The sequence below is a fragment of the Comamonas testosteroni genome (assembly GCF_030505195.1).
In the GTDB taxonomy this organism is placed as follows: Bacteria; Pseudomonadota; Gammaproteobacteria; order Burkholderiales; family Burkholderiaceae_C; genus Comamonas; species Comamonas testosteroni_G.
Genome location: NZ_CP129672.1, coordinates 3704771 through 3724963 on the forward strand (window position 1 = coordinate 3704771; position 20193 = coordinate 3724963).

17 protein-coding genes and 2 pseudogenes are annotated in these 20193 nt (G+C 60.4%); 4 read left to right on the plus strand and 15 right to left on the minus strand.

Annotation, left to right across the window (positions count from 1 at the left end; translation table 11 throughout):
• Window positions 1–94: 94 nt before the first annotated feature.
• From QYQ99_RS17030 to QYQ99_RS17050, 5 genes are all read right to left on the minus strand, one after another.
• Window positions 95–445, minus strand: a complete 351-nt coding sequence (locus tag QYQ99_RS17030) for a hypothetical protein (RefSeq protein WP_302089238.1) — start codon at window positions 443–445, stop codon at window positions 95–97.
• 344 nt (window positions 446–789) lie between these two features.
• Window positions 790–1776, minus strand: coding sequence for a fimbrial protein (locus tag QYQ99_RS17035; RefSeq protein WP_302089239.1), 987 nt, complete (start codon window positions 1774–1776; stop codon window positions 790–792).
• Window positions 1773–4295 carry a fimbria/pilus outer membrane usher protein gene (locus QYQ99_RS17040; protein WP_302089240.1) on the minus strand — a complete coding sequence of 841 codons (2523 nt, stop codon included), beginning with the start codon at window positions 4293–4295 and terminating at the stop codon, window positions 1773–1775. Before QYQ99_RS17040 ends, QYQ99_RS17035 begins: the two co-directional genes overlap by 4 nt.
• A gap of 101 nt (window positions 4296–4396) precedes the next feature.
• Window positions 4397–5236, minus strand: a complete 840-nt coding sequence (locus QYQ99_RS17045; RefSeq protein WP_302089241.1) for a fimbrial biogenesis chaperone — start codon at window positions 5234–5236, stop codon at window positions 4397–4399.
• A gap of 50 nt (window positions 5237–5286) precedes the next feature.
• On the minus strand, window positions 5287–5868 hold the full coding sequence (locus tag QYQ99_RS17050; RefSeq protein ID WP_302089242.1) for a fimbrial protein: 582 nt from the start codon (window positions 5866–5868) through the stop codon (window positions 5287–5289).
• A 565-nt stretch (window positions 5869–6433) separates the two neighbouring features.
• Here QYQ99_RS17050 and QYQ99_RS17055 point away from each other — a divergent pair.
• Window positions 6434–7039, plus strand: a pseudogene (locus tag QYQ99_RS17055) (IclR family transcriptional regulator); the annotation flags it as partial.
• Here QYQ99_RS17055 and QYQ99_RS17060 read toward each other — a convergent pair.
• From QYQ99_RS17060 to QYQ99_RS17100, 9 genes and pseudogenes are all read right to left on the minus strand, one after another.
• A pseudogene (locus QYQ99_RS17060) lies at window positions 7034–7150 on the minus strand (YggS family pyridoxal phosphate-dependent enzyme); the annotation flags it as partial. The pseudogenes QYQ99_RS17055 and QYQ99_RS17060 sit on opposite strands and share 6 nt — an antisense overlap.
• A gap of 185 nt (window positions 7151–7335) precedes the next feature.
• A complete protein-coding gene (locus QYQ99_RS17065; RefSeq protein ID WP_302089243.1) occupies window positions 7336–8196 on the minus strand; it encodes an alpha/beta fold hydrolase in 861 nt (286 codons plus the stop codon).
• A 57-nt stretch (window positions 8197–8253) separates the two neighbouring features.
• Window positions 8254–9285, minus strand: a complete 1032-nt coding sequence (gene dmpG / locus QYQ99_RS17070) for a 4-hydroxy-2-oxovalerate aldolase (protein WP_302089244.1) — start codon at window positions 9283–9285, stop codon at window positions 8254–8256.
• Window positions 9286–9299: 14 nt separating this feature from the next.
• Window positions 9300–10250: an acetaldehyde dehydrogenase (acetylating) gene (locus tag QYQ99_RS17075; protein ID WP_302089245.1), complete on the minus strand. Its 951-nt coding sequence runs from the start codon at window positions 10248–10250 to the stop codon at window positions 9300–9302.
• Window positions 10251–10272: 22 nt separating this feature from the next.
• A complete protein-coding gene (locus tag QYQ99_RS17080) occupies window positions 10273–11250 on the minus strand; it encodes a Bug family tripartite tricarboxylate transporter substrate binding protein (protein ID WP_302089246.1) in 978 nt (325 codons plus the stop codon).
• Between the two features lie 11 nt (window positions 11251–11261).
• On the minus strand, window positions 11262–12239 hold the full coding sequence (locus QYQ99_RS17085) for a Bug family tripartite tricarboxylate transporter substrate binding protein (protein WP_302089247.1): 978 nt from the start codon (window positions 12237–12239) through the stop codon (window positions 11262–11264).
• Between the two features lie 65 nt (window positions 12240–12304).
• Window positions 12305–13096: a 2-keto-4-pentenoate hydratase gene (mhpD, locus tag QYQ99_RS17090; protein ID WP_003079096.1), complete on the minus strand. Its 792-nt coding sequence runs from the start codon at window positions 13094–13096 to the stop codon at window positions 12305–12307.
• A gap of 13 nt (window positions 13097–13109) precedes the next feature.
• Window positions 13110–14075, minus strand: a complete 966-nt coding sequence (locus QYQ99_RS17095; RefSeq protein ID WP_302089248.1) for a 3-carboxyethylcatechol 2,3-dioxygenase — start codon at window positions 14073–14075, stop codon at window positions 13110–13112.
• Between the two features lie 2 nt (window positions 14076–14077).
• Window positions 14078–15847 (minus strand): bifunctional 3-(3-hydroxy-phenyl)propionate/3-hydroxycinnamic acid hydroxylase, encoded by a 1770-nt coding sequence (locus QYQ99_RS17100; RefSeq protein WP_302089249.1) that lies wholly within the window; start codon window positions 15845–15847, stop codon window positions 14078–14080.
• 327 nt (window positions 15848–16174) lie between these two features.
• Between QYQ99_RS17100 and QYQ99_RS17105 the strand changes: the two genes are divergently transcribed.
• Entirely contained in the window at window positions 16175–16960 is a 786-nt protein-coding gene (locus QYQ99_RS17105; protein WP_302089250.1) for a DNA-binding transcriptional regulator, read from the plus strand.
• Between the two features lie 111 nt (window positions 16961–17071).
• Here QYQ99_RS17105 and QYQ99_RS17110 read toward each other — a convergent pair whose 3' ends face one another.
• Window positions 17072–18016, minus strand: coding sequence for a LysR family transcriptional regulator (locus QYQ99_RS17110; protein ID WP_302089251.1), 945 nt, complete (start codon window positions 18014–18016; stop codon window positions 17072–17074).
• A 115-nt stretch (window positions 18017–18131) separates the two neighbouring features.
• Between QYQ99_RS17110 and QYQ99_RS17115 the strand changes: the two genes are divergently transcribed.
• Window positions 18132–19109: a Bug family tripartite tricarboxylate transporter substrate binding protein gene (locus QYQ99_RS17115; protein WP_302089252.1), complete on the plus strand. Its 978-nt coding sequence runs from the start codon at window positions 18132–18134 to the stop codon at window positions 19107–19109.
• A 2-nt stretch (window positions 19110–19111) separates the two neighbouring features.
• The gene (locus tag QYQ99_RS17120; RefSeq protein WP_302089253.1) at window positions 19112–20161 is read left to right on the plus strand and encodes a 4-hydroxythreonine-4-phosphate dehydrogenase PdxA; all 1050 of its coding nucleotides are present in this window, start codon (window positions 19112–19114) and stop codon (window positions 20159–20161) included.
• Window positions 20162–20193: the final 32 nt, after the last annotated feature.

Consider the following 20193-nt stretch of genomic DNA (forward strand, 5'->3'; position numbering starts at 1 on the left):
CGCAACCTTAAGAGGCGCCACTTTTTCTCAAGCGGCAGGGACAATGAGGTATTTAGCGACCAACTCCCCCAGCGATGGGGCAGCATCGAGTGAATCAGCCCAGGCTTTCAAAGATCACTCCATCTCTAAGGTTTGCACAGAACAGCCCCTTGGCTGCTGACCCTTGACGACATTTGCTGACATTCCCCATGCACCGCGGTGCGCCTGTTTTCATCCACCGATTCACACAGGCAAACGCAGCCATCCCTGATGCAATTAAAAGCCGGTGCTGCAGTAGCGCCATGCGGTGATTGCCATCAACAATCGCCGCAAATGATGCGGCGATTAGATTGAAAAAAACACCGCATAGCCTCAAGGCAGCTCCCAATCGGTCCATAGCGGCCACGTCAGGGTGTGACAAGGCGCGCTCACAGCGGGCTTTGTCATTTGCACGTTTGGAGAACATTTCAGAAATTGAGAGAACCTAACGGTTGATCTTTCGCAGTTCAAGTCGCTCACATTCGCATTGGCTCACCCCTGCTTTATCTCGCCCCACCCGCATTGCGCGCACTGGCTGCGGTTGCCTGCACACATCCGCCCAAGCATCACAAGCGTCGCATCCATTGGGTTCAGTGGCGTAACGTGGGCCGCTCTCCAGCTGCTTCAACGCCATCGTTCGTAGCACTTAAAACAATAGCTGTCATCGCTTGTAAACAAAGGTTTCCAGATGTTTTTATATCTGAAAACCTTTGTAGTTAAGCCTTGGCAGCTATTAAAAAAACTCAATCGCCAATCACATGGCCCTTGGGCTCAGTTGTATTCAAGAACGTAGTTCATCGTTGCATCGGCTTTGCCAACTTCGACTTTGCTATTGCCGATACGCTCATAGCCCGCAACGATGGGCAGGGTGTAGCGCTCTCCGCCAGACTCCGTGCGCAGCCAATCCATATTCAGCGCACTGCCAACGCTGAAGGGCAGATTCATGGAATTACTGGTCACTGCAATCTCGACACCCGTTGCACCGCCTGGCGTGAGATTGAGCCTGCCCGGGCCACTGTTGCTGCCCTCAAAATAAACCTTGACCGGCAACTTGGAGCCCGCAGGCGCGCCAGCACACACCACCTCCAGATTGAAGCTGCGCTTATTTTGTGCCAAATCTTGCGTATTCACCTTACCCAGTCGAATATTGGTCGTTGGGGCACCCGCGCAGCCAGAGAAATACTCGTTGGTGGTCACCAAAATGCTGCCGGTGGCAGATAAGGTCAGTGCCGTCCAATCATGGAATCTGGCGTAGAGGTTGAGATTCAGATTGATACTTCCAGTTCCAATTTTGTCTGCCGTGCGGATGAAATCCACCTGGAAGTTAGTAATCGAGATAGCAAGCGGCGTTGAGTTTTGGTAGCTATCGTTCAAAGGAATCGTGCTCGGGGGGGTCCTCAGTGCCGTGATCCTTAAACCTACACCCGCCAGATTGGTGCTATAGACATCGGTGTACCCGGGCACCAGTGCAGCCCCACTCAGCCAATAAGCGATGCTCACCTTCGGCACAGTGTCGGACGGGCACCGAATGAGCTTGTTGTGGCCCGGCAGGTAGTAGCTCAGCGGCGCTCCCCCCATCGATTGACCAATCTTGACCAACTTGAGTTCTTGACTTTGCGGAAACGTCAAGGTGCCGGTACGCGAAGCCGTGTCTGATACAGATTCCTCCTGCATCCAATAGCATTTGTCCCTGTTTTGAGCGCTGGCGCTCAGGGCCATGCACAGCGTTGCAGCGGTAAGAAGAAGTTTTTTAATCACAGGGGGGCTCCATGGTCAGCCTGAGCATTGCCGCAGGTAACGCTCACTTGGTCATAGGTCAGGGCACTGTCCTTGGCCGGCAAGGTGTAGGGGGCTAAGCAGCTTTCATCGCCCCAGTGCACAGTCACCCAGCCGTCATCCTTGATGCCAAACACCAGAGCGCGCGACTGGTTGTCAATCACCGCCAGCACGCTGCCCGAGTCATCTTCTACGCGGGCACCAAAAGGCAGTTTTTCGCCATTGACCTTGGCCAGAACAAACTGCACACGCCGGCCCGAAGATGCGTCAAAGCTGGCCTTGACCACGGCACCGCGCCGCGGCACAACGAACTGCGATGTTTCACGCATGTCCACGTCGGCACTCAGCGTCTGCGTGTCAATGCCGATGCTGTTGTAGCGGTAGGGCTGCGCATAACTTTCAATGGCGTAGCCAGACTTGTTGGTGCGAGAGACGGCGCCGTTCACGCCCACGCCCTCTACGCCGGGCACTTCCACCAGCACAAAGGTTTCGCCCACCGGCTGGCCAAAGGTGATACCGCCCGCATGCGCCACAACCGAGCCAGAGGCAGACACATCCATGTGGCGCGATGCACCAGATTGCGAGTAGTTACCCGCCAGCTTGGCCGCCGGAGTATCCCAAAGCACACCAACGCCGCCAGAGCGCTGGCTGTCTGCCGAGCCGGCCTGCGCCGAGTAAGACAGCCGGTTGTCATCGTCCAGGTAGCCCGACACCCCAGCCTGCAGCATCTCGCGGCCGTTGCTCGACCGCGTCATCTGGCTGTACAGCCGCTGCGAGCGTGACCCCAGGGGAATACTCACGCCTACGGCAAGCTGGTTTTCAGGCTTGCGCGAAGAATTGGTATTTTTCGTGCGCAATCCCGAGATGTTGAAGCTGATGCCTTTGTAGTTGCCGTTGTAGCCCAGCTGCGCACTCTGGGTTTTGCCCGCACGGTCGCGGTAGCTGGTTGCGCTCACACTGGCAAACAACGAGCCATAGCTGCCCAGTGGCTGATTCAGGTTCAGGTTGAGGCGGTTTTTGGGGCGGTTGCTGAAAAACGGGTGCAGGTCAGAGTCGTTGCGCGCCTGGATATGCTCGCGCACCGTGCGATAGCCCGCGGTGGAATAAAGGTAGCCCGCCATGGTGAAGGCCGTGTTGGTGAGAGAAAGCGTCTTGGAGTACAGCAGGCGCGTACTCTGGCCCTTGGTAGTGTTGTGGCCATCGCCTCTTCGAGACTGGCTGTTGGTGACGTCCAGCGACACACCACCCAGTGCACTGTTCAAACCCAGCCCCAGGTTGAGGGCGCGGTAGCCGCTGGTGCTTAAAAAGCCGCCAGAAACCGTCAGATTGTTGGTGGCGCCATACACCGCTGTGGCCTGCAGCAGTTGGGGTGCCTTCAGGCCCTCGGCGTCGTACTTCCCCACTGACAGGCTGTACCGAAAGGCACCCTTGCGCACCATCACCGGCAGGTGGGCGTAGGCTTGCGTGAATGTGCGCTTGCGGCCATCGGATTCAATGATCGTGACCTCAAGGTCGCCGTTGGAGCCACCGGGGTAAATATCGCGAATCTCGAAAGCGCCCGGAGACACGGTGGTGGAGTAGATGACGTAACCGTTCTGGCGCACTTCAACCGTGGCGTGCGTTTCGGCAATGCCATGCACCACTGGCGCATAACCGGCCTGGTCATCAGGCAGCATGCCAATGTCTGAGGCAATCTGAACCCCGCGAATGCGGCTGCTTTCAAAAATATCGCTGTGGGTATACAGCTGCCCGATGGCAAAACGGCCCTTGAGCAAAGTGACATCGCGCTCCACATAGGTGCGGTTGCTGGTAAAGCGGCGCGCGGCACCCGTGCTCTGGCTGAGAGATGCATCGTTGCGCAGGCGCCATGGGCCCATGTTCAAACCATTGCGCATTCCCAGATAGGCGTAGTCAAGGCTAAAACTGTCACCGCTGTTGCGGTTAACCGTCCACTGGTAGTTGCTGAAGGCTGCGGTCACGCCGTCATCCCACAGGGAGGGGTCCACGTAACCGCGCGAGTTACGGCGGATGTATGCCTGAGGCACACTGAGGTACAGCGCGAGCTTGGAGACATCCATGTCAACAACAGCCCCCTCGATGCGCGCCAGCGTGACGGCCTCATCGTCGCCGCTGCTTTGCGCCACGAGGCCTTCTTTTTGCAGCCGCTCAATGTCCACCCCCATCTCACGCAACAGGCCCACACTGAGCACCGGTTCAACCTCTGAGCGCTTGTCTGCCGCGCCAAAGGAAATGTTCTGGCGGCGTACCAGGCGCTGGTTCAGGTAAAGATCGACGATGTAGCTGCCAGGCAGCATGCCGTTGGACTTTTCGAAGAAACGCAGATCCACATTCGCCCCCTTGTCTTTGAGGAACATGGGGTTGAACTGAATGGCGTTCGCGGGGGACACCCCCATCAGGCACACAGTTGCCAGACAAGGCAGGGACGCGCCTGTCTTCATCCAGATGCGCGGCCTTCTGGGCGTTTTATTGATTGTGCTCATCGGTATGCATACAAGTAAGTGCCCGCCAGGGCGGTGCGTTCAGCGCGCAGAGGCAATTGCCGCATCAAGAGTGCGAAAGCAATAAGGCAGTGGATACAGCCTCAGAAACGAAGCAAGGCCTGGTGCTTGACCAGCCCCCCGTAGTCATTGATAGATTCCCAGTGCACCTGTGCATCACCACTGAGCGTGGCGGGCAGCTGTCTGAACGCCATGCGCTCGGTGCCCTGAGGCGCAACCATGGAAGAAGCCACCTCATACTCTTTCTCATCAACAACGATGCTGACCTTGCCGAAAGAGACGTGGAACGCAGAGCCATTGCTGGCCAGCAGCACAGGAGAGCCCGAGGTCTTGTCGACACTCCAAGTCAGGTTGCGCGCAGCTTCGTCCGCTGTGCCCGGCAGATCTTTGGGGCGGTAGAACAGCTTCAGCCGCTGCCGGATAGCGATCTGCAGGCTGTTCTCAGACGTGCTGACCTGGGGAATTTCTTGAACGTTCAGCCACATTACGGACTCACGGTCCTGCGGCAGGCCAACGCCCTGATAGAAGATGCGCAGCGTCTGCTCTTTGCGGTGGCCCAGGCGGGCCAGCGATGGTGTGATGGCAAACGGGACATCGCTCTGCGCCTGATTGGGCATAGCCTCAATCCACGACTGAATCATGATGTCATCGGTACCTTCATTGCGCACCTGAAGCGCGGCCTCTTGTTGCGTGGCGGGAAAAATAACCCTTGTTCCACCAACCTGAATGCCAGCCATGCCTGTTGCGGCCTGCGCCCAAAATGCCAGCACCAGATATGTGCGTAAAAAGAATTTGATATTCATTAGCGGCTCGCTGAAACCTGGGGCATCAGAGCGGCCAACACCACCTGGCAAATCGCAGATTTGCGACTGAGACGAGACGTAAAGCCGCAGGCAGTACAGGCGTATGCCAAGGCGAAACAACGACGTATCAGAGGTGGTATTAGCGGCTCTGAAAGCCCCCTTGGCACGACTTAGTCGTAAGTCAGAGTGAAAGGCAAAGTGCCGGCGGCTGCGCCTGCTTCGAGCGCGGCGCCGTTACCCACATACGAAGCGCTCATATTCATCGTGGCGGTGTATTTATTATTACCAGCAGTACCACCAGCAGCAGTAGTCAGGGCTGCGGAGTATTCCTTACTACTATCAGACAGGTTAATGAGCTGACCCGATCCGTCGTACAGACCAATACCCACACCAGTTGCGGCACCTATGGTTTTCAGAAGACTGTTATTGTTCGTGTCGAGACCCGAGCCAGAGGTGGGATCAAATTTGAACTTGACGGTTTTCAGGCCTGCGGAAGAGCTGCTGCAATCAAGCTCCATCTTAATCGTTGCGCCATTGACCTTATTACCGGCACCCGCAGTCTCAATGTCGCTTATTAAGACCCTGCCCAGATCCACTGGAACGCTGTTGCCGGTACCCGCGCCTATCACCTTGCACGAACCAGAGATGATTTCACCGGTGAAATTAATGGTGCCATCAGGATCCGCCGCCATTGCGGTACTGGTCAATGCGCATGCTGCGCAGGCAGCCATAATAGTCTTTAATTTATTCATGAGTTTAAACCTCCATAATATTCGCTGTTATTAGCGATCAGGAACTTTAATGCCATTAATCAAATAAATGAACAAGAAATTTCTTGATAAAAAGCGAGATCCCTCTTGAATCCATCTTATTAATAGGATTTAAAATATTACTTTTTTATAATCAGAAGAATAAATAGGAAAATAAATACCGTCAATCAATATAAAACAATATTCGAAATAATTTAAAACAGGCGCTTTACGCATTCATTCAATTGATTAGCATAATTTATGCCAGCAATTGAACATCACTCAAAAATAAAAATTAAACAGCGCAATATAAATATTGAATTAATATAAAAATTACATGCAGCGTGAGTGATTAATTTCACCGCCCGATATTTCTACAGGTGCTGCACGGCTTTCAACATATTTTCAAGAGCTGCGAATGAAATTTCGTACAACGAAACAATTTGCAGCATGAACACGCTTTCTGGCCGCAACTTGCCATGACGCATCCGAGATGCAATCAAACGCAGCCTCTGCACCAGCATTCGAAGACGATGCCCCCAACTCTGGTGATGGGCCTGAGCACGCAATGCCCTCAACGGGCAGCGTGATTGCGGTCACCCGGGCCATGAAGGTGCTGGATGCTTTTGCGCTGGGAGAGTCTCACCTGACGCTGGCCGAGCTGAGCCGGCGCTGCCCATTGCACAAGACCACCGCACTGCGCATTGCACGCACGCTTGCACAGTCTGGATACCTGGTTCAGCGTGAAGACGGTGATTGGCGCCTGGGCCCTGCAGCAGGCTGGCTGGGAGCGCGTTACCAGGCTGGTTTTGATGTGCAAAACGTGCTGGAGCCCGCACTGCGCGCGCTCACCATGGACAGCGGAGAAAGCGCCGCCTTCTACGTCAGAGAAGGCAACGTCAGAACCTGCCTTGTGCGCGTGGAAGGGCCGCAAGCGCTGCGCCATCACGCACGGATGGGTGAAGGCCTGCCGCTGGACAAGGGGTCTCCAGGGCGCGTGATACCTGCTTTTTCTGGAGCGCCCGGCGAGCTCTATGAGGCCATACGCCAGCGTGGTTTTCACGGGTCGATTGGAGAACACGAGCAAGGCGTGGCAACCATTTCTGCACCCGTTTTTGGCAAGCACTGGCGGCTTCTGGGTTCCGTGTGCGTGTCGGGCCCGGCTTCACAACTGCTCGCGCAGGTTGCGCAGCCGCACAAAACACTGGCGCACGCGTTCCGCATCGCTGGAGAACAGTGCCAGTGTCATCAGCCCGCGCACGCGCAGCGCAGAGAACGCGGGCAGCTGTGCGTGGCGCCAATGCTGCTGAATCTGACGCGTCTGTATCCGCAGCTGAGTATCGACCTGTCGTTTGGCGACCGTACAGTCGATCTGATCGAGGAGGGATTTGACCTGGCCATACGCATAGGCCCGCTGCATGGCATTCCTCTCAATGGCTTGCTCCCACTTCTTGCGGGCTCACTGGCCGGTCAGCGTGCGAGAAAGTCCTGAACCATATTGTTGAAGACTTCGGCGTGCTCCCACTGTGCCCAATGGCCGCACTGACTGAACACGTGGAACTCCGAGTTGGGAATGCCCCAGAGCAGGCGCAGGCCGATGTCCAATGGCACAAAGCGGTCGTCACGGCCCCAGATGATCAAGGTCCTGGCCTTGATTTCGGGCAGGCGCGCGCCGTAGTCGCTGAACTGCTTCGGGTTGATCTGGGCGCTCTTGACGAAGTTTTCGAGGTGATCACGGCGGGCCAGGATATTGCTCAGACGCTGCTGATAGAGCTCTTCGGTCAGGCTGCTGTTGTCGTACACAAACACATTCATCATGCGCTTGAGGTTCTCCACCGTGGGGTCGCGGTACAGCGCGCCGATGAGCTTGATGCCTTCGGCGGGCATGGGCACGAGGGCGCTGGGTCCGCCGGTGCCGCCGCCCATGAGGATGAGCTTGCCCACCATCTCGGGATGGGCCAGCGCAAAGCCCACGGCGCTATGACCGCCCATGGAGTTGCCGATGATGTGCACCTTGGCGATGTCCAGCGCGTCCAGCACGCCTTTGAGGCAGCGTGCGTTCAGATCCGAGCGCGAGCCTGTGCTGACGATTGTGTCGCTTTTGCTCCAGCCGGGGCAGTCCAGCAAAATGACACGGTATCCCGCATTCACCAGCGGCTCGATATTGCGGTGGAAGTTGGCCCAGCCGCTGGCGCCTGGGCCGGAGCCGTGCAGCATGACCACGACTTCGCTGCCGGAGCCGACATCGTTGTAGTGCAGCCTCAGGGGCTGTCCCGCTTCGGTGATCGTGACAAAGCGACTGCTGGAGGCTTGCGTGTTGGGGGCGTTCATAAATGACTCCGTGAAGGCGGCAGCCACGGCTGGCTGACCGCAGGGATGGTGAAGAGGTCAGAGGGAGGCGGCTTCGCGTTGCCTCAGCAGGTCCAGGGCGACGTCGACAATCATGTCTTCCTGACCGCCGACCATGCGGCGCTTGCCCAGCTCGACCAGGATGTCCACGGCCTTGAGTCCGTATTTGGCGGCAGCCACTTCAGCGTGACGCAGGAACGAGCTGTAAACGCCTGCGTAGCCCAGTGCCAGCGTCTCGCGGTCCACGCGTACCGGACGGTCCTGCAAGGGGCGCACGATGTCGTCGGCCGCATCCATGAGCTTGTACAGATCGGTTCCGTGGTTCCAGCCCAGGCGCTCTGCGGCTGCGATGAACACCTCCAGCGGAGCATTGCCGGCCCCCGCACCCATGCCGGCCAGGCTGGCATCCACGCGGTCGCAGCCTTCTTCCACCGCCACGATGGAGTTGGCCACGCCCAGGCTCAGGTTGTGGTGGGCGTGCATGCCGGTCTGGGTTTCAGGCTTCAGAATGTCCTTGAAGGCCCTGAAGCGCTCCCGCACATCGTTCATGCCCAGCGCGCCGCCGGAGTCCACCACATAGCAGCAGGTGGCTCCGTAGCTTTCCATGAGTTTGGCCTGTTCGGCCAGGGCCTTGGGCGAGGTCATGTGGCTCATCATCAGAAAGCCCACGGCCTCCATGCCCAGATGGCGGGCGTACTCGATGTGCTGGCGGGACACGTCGGCCTCGGTGCAGTGGGTGGCTACCCGCACCACGCGCACACCGGCTTCGTAGGCGGCCTTGAGGTCGTGGACGGTGCCAATGCCCGGCAGCAGCAAGGTGGTGATCTTGGCGTGCTTGACCACGCTGGCGACGGCCTCTATCCACTCCAGGTCGGTATGGGCACCAAAGCCATAGTTGAAGCTGGAGCCTTGCAGGCCGTCGCCGTGGGCGACCTCGATCGAGTCGACCTTGGCCTCATCCAGTGCCTGGGCAATCTGCCTGGCCTGCTCCACGCTGTACTGGTGACGAATGGCGTGGCTGCCGTCGCGCAGGGTCACGTCGGAGATGTAGATTTTCTTGGTTGGCGTCATGGTGTGTCGTCTCCTCAGGCGGCCACGGCGAGCGTCGCCAGCATGCGCTCGGCCATGTGCTCTGCAGTGCGCAGTCCGGCGCTGGTCATGATGTCAAGGTTGCCGGCATAAGCGGGCAGATAGTGGGCCGCGCCCTCGACTTCCAGAAAGATCGAGGTTTTCAGGCCCGTGAGGGCATGGCCCACGCCGGGGATGCGGATCGGGGTGTCGATACGGTCGAACTGCACCTGCTGCTTCAGGCGGTAGCCCGGCACATAGGACTGCACGGCAGCGGCCATCTGCTCCACCGATGCGGCAATGGCGGCCTCGTCGGCCAGCTCGCTCAGGGTGTAGACCGTGTCGCGCATGATCAGGGGCGGCTCGGCCGGGTTCATGATGATGATGGCCTTGCCCTTGGTGGCACCGCCCACGACTTCGATCGCCTTGGACGTGGTCTCGGTGAACTCGTCGATATTGGCGCGGGTGCCGGGGCCGGCACTCTTGCTGGCAATCGAGGCAATGATTTCGCCGTAGTGCACCTTGGCCACGCGAGAGACGGCGGCCACCATGGGGATGGTGGCCTGGCCGCCGCAGGTGACCATGTTCACATTCGGCGCGTCCAGATGCATGTCGCCGTTGACCACGGGAATGCAGTACGGGCCGATGGCCGCCGGCGTCAGGTCGATCATGCGGATGCCGGGCTTGAGGCTGCGCAAAAAGGCGTCGTTCTTCACATGTGCGCCGGCGCTGGTGGCATCGAACACAAAGTCGATCTCTGCGAACCCGGGCATGCGCGTGAGGCCTTCCACGCCCTCGTGGGTGGTGGCCACGCCCATGCGGGAGGCGCGGGCCAGGCCGTCGGAGTGGGGATCGATGCCGACCATGGCGCCCATCTCGATGTTTTTGCCATGGCGCAGGATCTTGATCATCAGATCCGTGCCGATATTGCCGCTGCCGATGATGGCGGCCTTGAGTTTGCGCGTCATAGCGTTTACCTTCAGAGAAAAATCAGTCGATACCGGCTCCGCTGGACTGGATCAGCGGTGCCCAGCGTGCGATCTCGCTGTGGATGAATTGCTTGAATTGCTCCGGGGTTTGCGGATAGGCCTGCATGCCCTGGCTTTCGAAGCGTTTCTGTATGCCCGGCTCCCGCAAGGCTGCGACCAGCGCACGGTTCAATGTCTGGACCACCGTGGCAGGCGTTCCGCTTCGCACGGCTGCACCGAACCAGACGCCTGCATCGACACCGGACACTCCCAGCTCGGCCAGGGTGGGAACGTCGGGCAGTTGGGGGCTGCGTCTTTCAGAGGCAATCGCCAGCGCGCGCAGCTTTTTGCTGCGGATCAGGGCTTCGGTCGAGCTTGTGGGATCGAACATGAAGTCGACCCGGTTTGTCATCACGTCCTGCAGTGCCGGCACCGAGCCTTTGTAGGCCACATGAGACATGCCGCCACCGGTTTTGCTGCGAAACAGCTCCCCCAGCAGGTGGCCGATGGAGCCCAGGCCTTGGGATGCAAATGTCAGGCCTTGCTTGCTGCTGCGGGAAAGCGCCACCAGCTCGCTCAGCGTCCTGACAGGACTGGCGGCCGAAACCACGAGCACCAAAGGAGAGGTGACCAGAGACGTTACCGGCTCGAAGTCCTTGACGGGGTCGTAGGAAAACTTGCGAAACAGCGTTGGGTTGATGGCAAACATGGCCGTGCCAGCCACATACACGGTGTGTCCATCGGCGGCCTGTTGAAGCACTGCGCTGGCCGCAATCTGCCCGCCTGCGCCCGGCTTGTTGTCAACAATCACGGGCTTGCCCAGCTGCTGAGCCACATGCTGACCGAGGGCACGGGCCATGACGTCGCTGATGCCGCCGGCGGAAAACGGCAGCACGAGTGTGATGGGCTTGACGGGAAAGGCCTGCGCTGAGCCGAGGCCGCCGATCGACAGGCTGCCCAAGCCCAGAGCCGACTGCAAAAGAGTTCGACGATGCAACATTGGCGGCTTGCTCACTCGATCGAAGCGCCGCTGGCCTTGACCAGAGGGCCCCATTTGGTCAGCTCCGACTGCATGAAGCTGCCAAACTGGGCCGGGGTTGACGGGAACGCCTGCATGCCTTGATCGGCAAAACGCTTGACCACTTCAGGGTCCTTCATGGCCTGGTGGATGGCATCGTTCAGACGTTCAACCGCAGCTGCAGCGGTACCTGTCTTGACCACGGCACCGAACCACACGCCGGCATTCACACCGGGCACGCCAAGCTCGGCCAGGGTGGGTACGTCCGGCATTTGTGGCGAACGCTTGTCGGCCGCAATCGCCAGGGGCTTGAGTTTCTTGCCGGCCACCAGGGGGGCTGTGGTGATGACCGGGTCGAACATGAAGTCCACCTGTCCACCCATCACGTCCTGCAGTGCGGGGGCGGAGCCTTTATAGGCAACATGGTTGAACTTTCCGCCAACCTTGCCACGGAAGGTCTCTCCGAGAAGATGGCCGATGGAGCCCATACCCTGCGAGGCGAAGTTCAGTCCGTCCTTGCGGCTCTTGGCCTGGGCTATGAGTTCCTTGACGCTGGTCAGTGAACTATTGGCAGGCACGACCAGCACCAACGGCGAAGCGATCAGCGAAGTGACGGGACTGAAATCCTTCAGCGGGTCATATGAGAAATTGCGAAACAACGAGGGGTTGATGGCAAACATCTCGGTGGCACCGACATACAGGGTATGGCCGTCGGCCGCTTGCTGGCGCACATAGGCTGCCGCAATCTGGCCGCCTCCGCCGGGTCGGTTGTCAACGATGACAGGCTTGCCAAGCTGCTCCCCCATCTTGCTAGCCAGTGCACGCGCCACGGCATCGGTGATGCCTCCGGCCGGGAAGGGAACGACCATGGTCACGGCACGGTTGGGGAAATTCTGCGCGATGGCGGGTGTACCCACGCAGGCAGCGAGCGAGGCAGCACCGGCTGCGAACAATTGACGTCGATTCCACATGATTTGTCTCCTGAATAATCGTTATGAGCAATGGAAAACGGGGCCGGGAATGCTTTCGAGAAGATTCACCGTTCAAACTGCGCGTACACGGAGCCGACGCCGCTGATGTGGGCTTCGAAGCGATCGCCGGCATTCACTGCGACCATGGGCCCCAGGGCACCGGTCAGCACGAGGTCGCCGGCTCGCAGCGCCTGGCCGAGGCTGGCGAGTCGGCGGGCCAGCCAAACGGCGGCATTCAGGGGATGGCCCAGGCAGGCTCCACCGGAGCCGGTGGAGACGACATCGCCATTGCGCGTCATCTGCATCTCGCACAGCTTCAGATCCAGTGCGTTGAGCGCAGTCGGTACGGCACCCAGCACGACCAGACCGCTGGACGCGTTGTCGGCCACGGTGTCAATGAAGCGGATGTTCCAGTCGGCAATGCGGCTGCCCACGATCTCGATGGCCGGAAGCACATAGGCGGTGGCGCTGATGACATCCACCAGCGTGGTGTCGGGTCGCTCCAGATCCTTGGCCAGCACCAGCGCCACCTCGGCCTCGACCTTGGGCTGAAGCGTCCGCGACAGGGGCACGACCTCATCGTCGCCGTAGAGCATGTCGGCGAACAGCGTGCCGAAGTCGGGTTGGTCCACGCCCAGCTGCTTTTGCACGGCAAGGGATGTCAGCCCGATCTTGCGACCCACAATCCGGCGGCCCTGACTCTGTGCATACAGCACATTGGCCAGTTGCACGGCATAGGCGCTGTCGTTGTCGGCGATCTCCTCGCGCAGGGGCGCAATGGGGGTGGCGGTGGCTTCCGCGTGGCGCAGGCGTTCGGCCCAGACCTGTATTTGCTTGGTGGTCGGCATGGCAGTCATGAAAGTATGAGGATCAGTGGTGCATGAACATCACGCCATAGCCCGCAATGAGCGATGGAATGGCGCGGTAGGTCCGTACAGGGCAGGGCAGGCGGGTGTTGGCAGGCAGGGCGGAGCGCGCCACCAGCCAGGTCTTGGACTCATGGGCAGAGTTGCCGGCCATGGCGCCGATCGAGGCTTCGCTCATTGCACATAAGCCGTCCAGCTGGCCGCTGGCCATGGCGTCCATCCATTGCAGATCCCACTCGGGGTTGAGCGGCTTCATCCAGCTGTCGCCATTGGCCAGAGCCAGACCGGCTGCCTTGACGCGCTCGGTCTTGAGCTCGCGCTCCTGCTCTGTGGGCGTGGAGCGGACGGTGATGCGCTCGCGTACGGCTGGGTCAGGATGGGCCAGTGTCGGCACGGGAGGCTCGTGCGACAGCCCGCCCGAACCAATCAGCAGTGTGCGCTGTGGCAACCGGTCGAGAAAGCTGCCAATGCCTTCTCCCAGTGCCTTGCATCGGGCCATGCGCGCAATACCGGGTTGGGCTACTGCATTCATGAAGATGGGAATGACAGGCGGCGTGTCCATCTCGTCCCCCCACAGAAACTGCAGGGCCTGCGAAAAGCCGTGATCGACCCACATGCGCCGCGACACCGCGATATCGAAATGTTTGTCCATCAGGTGGTCGGCCAGCGCTATGGCCAGTTCTCCAGCCACATTGAGAGGACCGGCTGGAGACAGATAGTCGCCCACGGCCGTTGCCTGGCTGCCGATGCAAAACGGCGGCATCAGCTCATTGAAGAAGCCGTTGTAGTGGTCCGGCCCCAGCAGCACGATCAGCTCTGGCGAGAACTCGTGAACGGCCGCCCGCGCCGCAGCAATCGCCTGGTCGATGGCGATCTGATCGTCTGCAGCGACAGGATTGAGACCGAGCAAAGGCGAGTGCGACATACCAAGAAATGCCCGGCGCGCAGTGGCGATGGCGCTACCACTCATCTTCATGCCTCCAGTGGGGAATGCAGTACCCGGGCCATCTGGCGGGTGACAGCGCTGACCTCCTGCGGAGATGCCAGCGCCGCGACAAAGCGGTCCGGGCGCACGAACACCACCGACTTGCCCTGGGCGCTGAACCAGTCCTTGAGGCGGCCTTGTTCGTCGCCAACGGTCAGCACGCCATCGCGCGTGGGCGTTGGATGAAGCAGCTGGCCAGAGGGCATGGCACGAATGAAGCGAGCGCCAAGGCGCTGCCAGAAGTTCAGAGCCTCTTCGTCCATGCCATAGCTGGGGTCCGTACCCCAGGCCAGAATGCAGAAATTCAGTCCGACAAAGTCGTCCAGCAGGCCAGAGTGGCCGTTCGCAGTGGCCACCCGAGGCTGAATGAACATCCGGCCTACGGGACTGGAAGCCGCTGTCTCCAGGCCATGCACCAGACGCCCCACCAGAGACTCCTTCTTTTCCGCCATCAGGCCCAGAAGGCGGCTCAAGGGAGTGTTGCCCGAGCGGTCCAGCAGAGCGGCGAACGGTGTCCTGGCTCCTTGATTGCCGGTGCCCGTGTGGTGCAGCACCACGCCCTGCTCGTAGCGCGGCATGGGTTTGAAGCGCATCTCGGCGAAATACTGCTTGACGGGCGGCACAGCGTTCAGGGCCAGCATCACCGTGTCGCGTACTTTGGCGGCGGTATGGCTTTCAGGGGCAAAGATGTCGCCTGCCACCTCGGACAAATGGATCATGCTGCGGGCATGGTCGCGGCGTTCCTGTTCGTAGCTGTCAAGCAGGCCGCTGCCGGCCTCTCCCCTGATGACCATGGCCAGCTTCCAGGCGAGATTGCTGGCATCGCGCATGCCGCTGTTGTAGCCCTGGCCCTGCCAGACCGGCATGATGTGCGCGGCATCGCCTGCCAGCAAGACTCGTCCGACCCGAAACTGCGCCGCCAGTCGTGCGTTGTGCGTATACACGCGCTTGCGGATGTAGTCGACCTTGTCCGGATCTGCGACGACCTTGCGCATCAGCTGGGCAAGGTTCTCCGGCTTTGAGAGCTGCTCTTCGGTCTCCCCAGGCATGACCATGAATTCAAAGCGGCGAATGCCATGCGGCAGGGCTGCAGAGACGTAGGGGCGCTCCGGGTCGCAATGCATGTCGATATGAGGGGTTCCCAGGGGGTCATTGCGTACATCAACCACAATCCATTGATTGGGTTTGGTACGGCCCTCAAAGGGTACGTTCAGCGTGCGACGCACCAGGCTATTGCCGCCATCGCTGGCGACCAGGTACCTGGCGCGCAGTGTGCGCTCTACGCCCTCGGAACTCCTGAGTGTGGCGGTGACGCCAGCATCGTCCTGGGTAAAGCCGTGAAGCTCCTGACCCAGCAGTACCTGGACCTGTTCAAAGCGCTGCAGCCCCCGGTACAGGATGTCGTCTACCTGAGGCTGGATGAAGGCATTGCGGCGGGACCATCCGTACTCATCGGTGCGAGGCTCGATCGAGGCAAAGCACTGGCCGCTGGCGGTGTAGAAGCGCATCCAGTGATGAGGGGTGATGTGTGCCTGTACTTGATCGGACAGACCTGCTGCCTGCAGCGTGCGCAGCGATTCGTCGTCAATGCCGATGGCTCGGGGGTAGTCAATAATCTGTGGCAGCTTCTCTGCCACGATGACGCGTACACCCGCCAGCCCCAGAGTGTTTGCCAGTGTCAGCCCTACCGGGCCGGCGCCAATGATCAGGACATCGGCATCGTCTTGACTCGCTTGGTTTTCTTGGGGGGCGTTCATTTTCAGTCTCCGTATTGGGTGAGCGCATCGAGTGCTGTTTTGATCATTGTCAAAACACTCGAGGAGTCTGAAAACACTGTGCACCTGGTGCACCTATTGATAGGTGCATACCCTTGCTGTCACCGCTTGCACCGTCTACCAATCCGTTGACGTGAGACCACGTAAGGTGGGCGTCGGGATGGTGCATGACAAAGCTGCGCGCGGTTGCGCATCGAGTCGGGAATATTCATTGAGCGCAGCAGCACAGCACCCGGCGATTGCGCCGTATGGCCTGCGGTATTCATACTTGGGCATTCCCAGAAAATCTTCACTTTTGAGCACAGTCCCATGAATGACTACAAGGATGTACGCAGTTTGTCGCGAGGGCTGGCTCTGCTGCAGGCCATGAATAGAGCCCCTGGCGGCATCGCTTCAACCACGGCACTGGCACAGGCATGCGATATCCATCGCACCACCGTCAAGCGATTGATGGAGACCTTGCGGGCGGAGGGCTTCGTGCGCAGGGGTGAGAAAGACGGGCAGTACTACCTGACTTTTGCAGTGCGCAGCCTTAGCGAAGGGCTTGTCGATGATGCCTGGGTTGAGCAGGTCGCACTACCGCTGATGCGTGCTGCTGTGCCCGAGCTGCTTTGGCCTTGCGATCTGGGGACCGTGGAAGGCGGCTTTATGGTGGTGCGTGAGAGCACGCACCGTTTCAGCCGGTTGTCTCAGCATCGCGGCATGATTGGAGAAAAATTGCCGCTGTTCTTCACGGCGATGGGACGCGCCTATCTGGCGTCTTGCACCAAAGATGAGAGGGAAGGCTTGCTCTCGTTGCTCGCTCAGCGTGACGATGCCACTGGTGCCATGGCAAGGGATAGAGCATCGGTAGAGCGTTTGATTGAAGAGACGCGCCAGCGAGGGTATGGCATCAGCGATGGTGATTGGCATCAGCAAGCGCCGTTTGGAGCAGTCGCAGTGCCATTGAAGTGTGGACGTCGTTTGATCGGAGGTCTGAATCTGGTCTTCCCGAAGTCTGCTGTCGCCAGGGAGGAGTTGATTGCCCGCTATCTTCCCCGATTGAAGAAGCTGGCTGTGCGCATGGGCAAGGATGTGGCGCCTTGGCTGGACTAGATGTGAACCGTCAAGAGGTTATTGGCAGATTTGAGTCTGGACATCGGCGCGGCTCGGCCGGTGCCGGCCGGCCCTTGCGCAGAATCGACCTTGCGGAGGCCAGGCCCTTGTTCAGGCCGCTGCATCGTGACGGTGCAGCAGATCCAGGAACATCTGTGCCGATCGGCTGATGGGCCGATCCTTGCGTACCAGGCTGCCATAAGCCTCCAGGCTGCGCCTTGTCTGATACGGCAGGATATGCAGCATGCGGTGGGCGGCATGAAGATCTGCCACCGTGCGCGGAATCACGCCCACCATGTTCGAGTTTCGCACCAGATTGATGGTGGTGAGTATGGAGCCGGTTTCGATCAGGCCGCGTGGCAGCGGCAGACTGTGTTCGCGGAACTCCTGCTCGATCAAGGTGCGCATGGGGCTGCCGGGCGGCTGCATCACCCAGCCATGCCCCTGCAAGGCCTGCAGACCGGGCCGCTGCAGCGACAGCAGAGGGTGCTCCTCCCGCACGATGAAGGCCAGCTGCTCGTCGTCGATCGGGCAAAAGCGGCAATCGCTGCCCGCTTCATTGGTCATGCGCCCGACGACCACCTCCAGCACTCCCTCACGCAGCTGCGCCAGCAAGCGATCGCTGGTGTCCACGGCCACTTCCAGCTCCAGCAGGGGCAGCTGCCTTTTCAGCTCCAGCAGGGCCTGGGTAAGCCGCCCGGGCGATGCGGCCATGATGCTGCCCACGGCCAGCCGTCCGGAGCTTCCCTGGCGCAGCTCGCCCAGTTCGCGATTCAGGGCCTCGATATTGCCGCGCAGCGAACGGAAATACTCCAGCACCCGCTCGCCTGCCGCATTGCGCTGCAGCCGTCGGCCCACCCGCTCGAACAGCGGCTGACCCAGGGCATCTTCGAGCTCCTGCAGCATCTTGGTGGCGGCCGGCTGGGTCAGACCGAGCTCGGCCGCTGCCGCGCGCAAGGTCTGGCGCTCGTCGATGGCCAGTATCAAGGCCACCTGGCGCATGCGCAGCCGGTTCAGCAGCTGTGGCGTGTTGTCGCGTTTGTCGATCGATCCCATGGCATGGCTTCTTATTGCTTCAGGTTATCGATTAATCAATAACTTTCAGTTTACGCATATCAGCGGCTTCCCTAGGATCGGGCTGCGATGAAATAAAAAAGCCAAGGAGACCAATGTGCAAAGACGTCATCTACTTTCCATAGCCGCAGTGTGCGGCGCCGCCGCGCTGCCCTGGCAGGCCCAGGCACAGGACTCTGCGAACTGGCCCGTCAAGCCCGTGCGCATGCTGGTGGGCTCTGCTCCCGGAGGCGGCACCGATGCCATGGCCCGCGCCGTGGCCGACAGGCTGGGGCCGCTGCTCAAGCAGCCGGTGATCGTGGAGAACCGGCCCGGCGTCTCCAACACGCTGGCCGTGGACATGACGGCCAAGGCCACGGACGGCCACACCATGGTCATGGGCGTGGTCACGGCCCATGCCATCGCGCCGCATCTGCTCAAGCTGGGATACGACAACAACCGGGATCTGGTGCCCGTGGCCTTTGTCGGCTCGGTGCCCAACGTGCTGGTGGTGGGCAACTCCGTTGCCGCCAACACGGTGGCGGAGCTGGTGGCCATGGCCAGGAAGAATCCCGGTCAGATCAATTTCGCCAGCAGCGGCACGGGCAGCACCCAGCATATCGCTGCCGAGGTGTTCAAGGATGCCGCAGGCATTCAGATCACCCATGTGCCCTACAAGGGCAGCGCCGCCGCCCTGGTCGATCTGGTCAGCGGCCAGGTGCAGATGAGCTTCGACACCATGCCCTCGGTCATAGGCCAGATCAAGGCCGGCAAGCTGCGCGCTCTGGCGGTCACTTCGCCCCAGCGCAACCCCCAGCTGCCGCAGGTGCCGACCATGGCCGAAGCGGGTCTGCGCAATGTGGAAATCAGCGCCTGGTATGGCATCTACATGCCGGCCTCCACGCCCAAGGCGGTGCAGCAAAAAGTGCATGACGAGGTCAACAAGGTCATCGCCATGCCAGAGACCAAGACCCGTCTCGAGGCCGTGGGTGCCGAGTTGCGGCCCATGTCCCAGGCCGACTTTGGCAGCTTTCATCTCGCCGAGTACAAGCGCTTTGGCGACATCATTCGCAAGAACAACATCAAGCTGGATTGAGCATGAGCAAGGTTTCTCTTCCCGTTGTCGCCCTGACCCTGGGCGATCCGTGCGGCATCGGCGCCGAACTCATCGCACGCTTGCTGGCCAGGCCGCAAGCCACCGAGCAGGCGAATCTGGTGCTGATCGGCGATCCCTGGCTCTGGGAGCAGGGCCAGCGCATCGCCGGTGTGCAAGTGGCAACCGTTGCGTTGGCCGGCCTGTGCGCAGCGCGCGAGCGTGCCGATACGCGGCTGCCGGCCTTTGTGGCTGTGGACACCGTCGCCCAGGCCGATGTGGTGCTGGGGCAGGTGGGGGCGGCGGGCGGCCGCTCGGTGCTGCAGGTGCTCGACCAATGCATGGATGCGGCACTGGCGGGCGATATCGACGCCATCTGCTTTGCGCCCTTGAATAAGCAGGCCATGAAGCTGGGCGGCCTGCGCCACGAGGACGAGTTGCACCACTTTGCCGAGTACCTGGGCGTGACCGGCTACTTCTGCGAGTTCAACACGCTGGGCGATCTCTGGACCTCGCGCATCTCGTCCCATGTGCCGCTCAAGGATGTGGCCGGCTATCTGAGCGTGGAGCGCATCAGCCAGGCGGCCGAGCTGATCTACAACGCCTTGCGCGCCAACGGTTTTGCGGCACCCAAGGTGGCGATTGCCGGCTTCAACCCGCACAACGGCGACGGCGGCACCTGCGGCCGCGAGGAAATCGACATCATCGCGCCCGCCGTGCAGGCCCTGCAGGCGCGCGACTGGCCCAGCGATGCGCCGTTCCACGGCCCGTTCCCGGCCGACACCATCTTCCTCAAGGCCCAGGCCGGCGAGTACCAGGCCATCGTGACCATGTACCACGACCAGGGCCAGATCGCCATCAAGCTGCTGGGCTTCTCGCGCGGGGTGACGGTGCAGGGCGGCCTGCCGATTCCCATCACCACGCCGGCCCATGGCACGGCCTACGACATCGCGGGCCAGGGCAAGGCCAATGCGGAGGCCACCTGGCAGGCGCTGCAGATTGCCGCACGCATGGGGGCCGCCCACCGCGATCGCCAGGCCGCCCCAGCCGTCTGAGCCCATTTTCCGGGCGGCTTGGGCCGCCTGTC

What these genes read in the sequence shown, in the direction of transcription:
- QYQ99_RS17030 (WP_302089238.1), bottom strand. Translation starts at nt 445, where the DNA reads ATGTTCTCCAAACGTGCAAATGACAAAGCCCGCTGTGAGCGCGCCTTG.
- QYQ99_RS17040 (WP_302089240.1), bottom strand. Translation starts at nt 4,295, where the DNA reads ATGAGCACAATCAATAAAACGCCCAGAAGGCCGCGCATCTGGATGAAG.
- QYQ99_RS17050 (WP_302089242.1), bottom strand. Translation starts at nt 5,868, where the DNA reads ATGAATAAATTAAAGACTATTATGGCTGCCTGCGCAGCATGCGCATTG.
- QYQ99_RS17065 (WP_302089243.1), bottom strand. Translation starts at nt 8,196, where the DNA reads ATGAACGCCCCCAACACGCAAGCCTCCAGCAGTCGCTTTGTCACGATC.
- dmpG (WP_302089244.1), bottom strand. Translation starts at nt 9,285, where the DNA reads ATGACGCCAACCAAGAAAATCTACATCTCCGACGTGACCCTGCGCGAC.
- QYQ99_RS17075 (WP_302089245.1), bottom strand. Translation starts at nt 10,250, where the DNA reads ATGACGCGCAAACTCAAGGCCGCCATCATCGGCAGCGGCAATATCGGC.
- QYQ99_RS17080 (WP_302089246.1), bottom strand. Translation starts at nt 11,250, where the DNA reads ATGTTGCATCGTCGAACTCTTTTGCAGTCGGCTCTGGGCTTGGGCAGC.
- QYQ99_RS17085 (WP_302089247.1), bottom strand. Translation starts at nt 12,239, where the DNA reads ATGTGGAATCGACGTCAATTGTTCGCAGCCGGTGCTGCCTCGCTCGCT.
- mhpD (WP_003079096.1), bottom strand. Translation starts at nt 13,096, where the DNA reads ATGACTGCCATGCCGACCACCAAGCAAATACAGGTCTGGGCCGAACGC.
- QYQ99_RS17095 (WP_302089248.1), bottom strand. Translation starts at nt 14,075, where the DNA reads ATGAGTGGTAGCGCCATCGCCACTGCGCGCCGGGCATTTCTTGGTATG.
- QYQ99_RS17100 (WP_302089249.1), bottom strand. Translation starts at nt 15,847, where the DNA reads ATGAACGCCCCCCAAGAAAACCAAGCGAGTCAAGACGATGCCGATGTC.
- QYQ99_RS17105 (WP_302089250.1), top strand. Translation starts at nt 16,175, where the DNA reads ATGAATGACTACAAGGATGTACGCAGTTTGTCGCGAGGGCTGGCTCTG.
- QYQ99_RS17110 (WP_302089251.1), bottom strand. Translation starts at nt 18,016, where the DNA reads ATGGGATCGATCGACAAACGCGACAACACGCCACAGCTGCTGAACCGG.
- QYQ99_RS17120 (WP_302089253.1), top strand. Translation starts at nt 19,112, where the DNA reads ATGAGCAAGGTTTCTCTTCCCGTTGTCGCCCTGACCCTGGGCGATCCG.